This is a genomic window from Terriglobales bacterium, assembly GCA_035624455.1.
Taxonomy (GTDB): Bacteria; Acidobacteriota; Terriglobia; order Terriglobales; family Acidobacteriaceae; genus DASPRM01.
This window is the reverse complement of sequence record DASPRM010000094.1, coordinates 1-2,767: the sequence shown is the minus strand read 5'-3', so window position 1 is coordinate 2,767 and position 2,767 is coordinate 1. Positions and strand designations below refer to the sequence as shown.

Here is a 2,767-nt window from a genome sequence, read left to right as displayed (position 1 = left end):
CCCCCTCCCGGTTAGCACCGCACGCCGCTCACCCGCGGGCCAGGTTCGCTTTGGCAGGAGAGGATTATGGCTACTCAGTCCCGTAAGGATGCGGCAATCGAATTCTTGACGCTCGTTGCCTCAGGCAAGGTGCGCGAGGCGTATCAGCGCCATGTTGGTCCGGGATTTCGGCACCACAACCCCTTCTTTCGTGGTGACGCCGCGTCGCTGATGGAGGCGATGGAACAAAACGCCACCAAGAACCCCCATAAGATCTTTGAGGTACAACGCGCCCTACAGGATGAGAAGGAAGTTGCAGTCTTCTCACGGGTACGCCAGAAGCCCGGTGACCTCGGGGCCGCTGCCGTTCATATCTTCCGATTCGACGGCGATCGCATCGTGGAGTTATGGGATATTGGCCAGGCTATTCCGGAGGACTCTGTCAATGAAAATGGCATGTTCTGAGCGTGGCTGATGCTAACTCTTCGCTGCAGCCGACGTGCAATGGCTTTCCTCCGTTTCCTGCGGCTGAGCTCAAAGGTTTCGCGTTTGGAGGGCTCACCCCATGAATGAATCCGCGATTCATGAAGTCATGAGTGCGGCCCGGGGCTGCGCTATGATCATGTTGGAGACGGCCAACTACATCCAAGCTGAGCTACCCAATGTTCAAATTAATGAAGCGCTTCAGTCGCAGGCGGAAGAAGTTTGTAATGCGCTCATCGGCACAAAACATGACGTCATCTCGCAACTATTTGAAATAGATGATCTCCTAAGACCAACGGGAGCATCATCACCTGAGATTGCCTCTCGATTGGATCGCATCATCCGGCGGCTCTGTGAGGGTGTATCACGTACGCATGAATTGGTAATGGCCCTCGACTCGGCGAAGAAGCAGAATCCGGCCTGCGCACTGGCTTATGTGCTAGTCGCAGAGTCGGCTACGAGCATTATCAATGCCTTTAACCGAACGAAGGCGGCAGCGGATTTCTTGGAAAGTGAGAAGAATGAAACTCGAAACGTCTAACCCACGGCTGGAACAGGTATACTTTAGGCCCGCAGCTCAGCCGTGACCCCGGCCATTTCCATAAGGTGTGATGAGATGATAATCGAAGACCGTTACAGAGAAAGATACAAATCAGGGGACACTCCTTGGGACGTCGGCCAGCCGGATTTCAATCTCATCGAAGTTGCGACCCAAAGACCTATTCTGAGCTGCAAAGTCCTCGATATCGGCTGTGGAACCGGAGACAATTCCATATGGCTTGCCCAGAAGGGCTTTCAGGTTATTGGTATTGATACTTCGGAAATTGCTCTGGAGCAGGCAAAAGGAAAAGCTTCTAAAGCCAACGTTGAATGCGATTTCAGGCTTGTTGATTTTCTCAGTAACAAAATTGAAGGCGCTCCTTTTGGTTTTGTATTTGACAGGGGCTGTTTTCATTCATTCAGTTCTGAAAATGATCGAAGAAGGTTTGCCCAAAATGTCGCTACTCATTTGGAAAAAGCTGGCCTGTGGCTAACAATCGCTGGCAATGCTGATGAACATCGCCGGGGTCCTGGTCCACCTCAAAGGACCGCAGGAGATATAGTCCTGGCAGTGGAGCCCTATTTTGAGGTTCTTTCACTCATATCCAGCCATTTCGGGTCTAATCGCCCAAATCCGCCCAGAGCCTGGAGGTGCCTGATGCAAAAAAGGCATGTCCCATAAATGCTCTTGATATTTCCCATAGTTGCTCATATAAGACGTGCCTGCACGAGTACCGCTCGTTGCCTGGCAACCTGTGAGGCGAGGTGTTGGACATGAGGTTTCAATGAAACGCATTTCCTTGATTGTTATCGCATTGATGTTCTTTCCCGCTGTCACGTTTGCCCAGCTAAACAAGGAGGAGCGTGACATCCGCAAGGATGGCGGGGTGCCCCTGGAAGAACTGCGTCGAGAGCCCATCACGTTCGAGCTCGACATTTCCTACACCGACAGCGGGAATCCCAGGCATCGGCTCGACCTGTACCTGCCGAAGAATCGCAAGAGCGGCAAGCTGCCGGTGATCGTCTTTTTCCATGGCGGGGGGTGGATGCACGGGGACAAATCTTACGGGGCCGCCGTGCTGATGCCCTTTCTCCGCACCGGCCAGTACGCGGGCGTCTCGGTCGGGTACCGGTTATCCGGCGAGGCGCAATGGCCCGCGCAGATCCACGACTGCAAGGCAGCGATCCGCTGGCTCCGGGCGAACGCCTCGAAGTATGCGCTCGACGCCGACCACATTGGTGTGTGGGGCATGAGCGCGGGCGGGCACCTGGTTTTGATGCTGGGCGTGAGCGGGGACGTGCCGGAACTCGAGGGCGACATCGGCCCATATAAGGGCGTGAGCAGCAAGGTCGCTGCCGTTGCGAACTTCTTCGGTGTGTCGGAATTACTCGCGATCGTCGGCCAGCCGAGCGACATTGACCGCACCAGATCGGACGCTCCCGAGGCGAAGCTCATCGGCGGCGGTCTCCGCGAGAACCCCGAGAAGGCGAAAGCCGCTTCGCCGATTACTTACGTGACCGCGAAGAACCCGCCGGTGCTGACCGTCCACGGCACCAAAGATAGCACGGTTCCCTACGACCAGGCTGTCCGGCTCGATGCAGCGCTGCGGAAAGCTGGCGTGCCGAGTTATTTCGTCACCGTCAAAGGAGGCGGGCATGGCGACTTCGGCACCGCTGCAGACGATAGAGTGAAGGCGTTCTTCGACAAGTACCTGCGCGGGAAGGACGTAGAGATCTCGAACGAGCCACTGGATAAACCGTAGTC

The 2,767-nt window shown here is 55.5% G+C and carries 4 protein-coding genes; all 4 read left to right on the top strand.

Going from position 1 to position 2,767, the window contains the following annotated elements; genetic code table 11:
* Positions 1 to 66: 66 nt before the first annotated feature.
* The 4 genes from VEG30_10140 to VEG30_10125 all read left to right on the top strand — a co-directional run bounded on the left by VEG30_10140 (position 67) and on the right by VEG30_10125 (position 2,765).
* Positions 67 to 444: a nuclear transport factor 2 family protein gene (locus VEG30_10140; protein HXZ80277.1), complete on the top strand. Its 378-nt coding sequence runs from the start codon at positions 67 to 69 to the stop codon at positions 442 to 444.
* Positions 445 to 544: 100 nt separating this feature from the next.
* Positions 545 to 1,003 (top strand): hypothetical protein, encoded by a 459-nt coding sequence (locus VEG30_10135; protein HXZ80276.1) that lies wholly within the window; start codon positions 545 to 547, stop codon positions 1,001 to 1,003.
* A 75-nt stretch (positions 1,004 to 1,078) separates the two neighbouring features.
* A complete protein-coding gene (locus VEG30_10130; GenBank protein HXZ80275.1) occupies positions 1,079 to 1,684 on the top strand; it encodes a class I SAM-dependent methyltransferase in 606 nt (201 codons plus the stop codon).
* A 103-nt stretch (positions 1,685 to 1,787) separates the two neighbouring features.
* Positions 1,788 to 2,765, top strand: a complete 978-nt coding sequence (locus VEG30_10125) for an alpha/beta hydrolase (GenBank protein ID HXZ80274.1) — start codon at positions 1,788 to 1,790, stop codon at positions 2,763 to 2,765.
* The last annotated feature ends 2 nt before the right edge of the window (positions 2,766 to 2,767 follow it).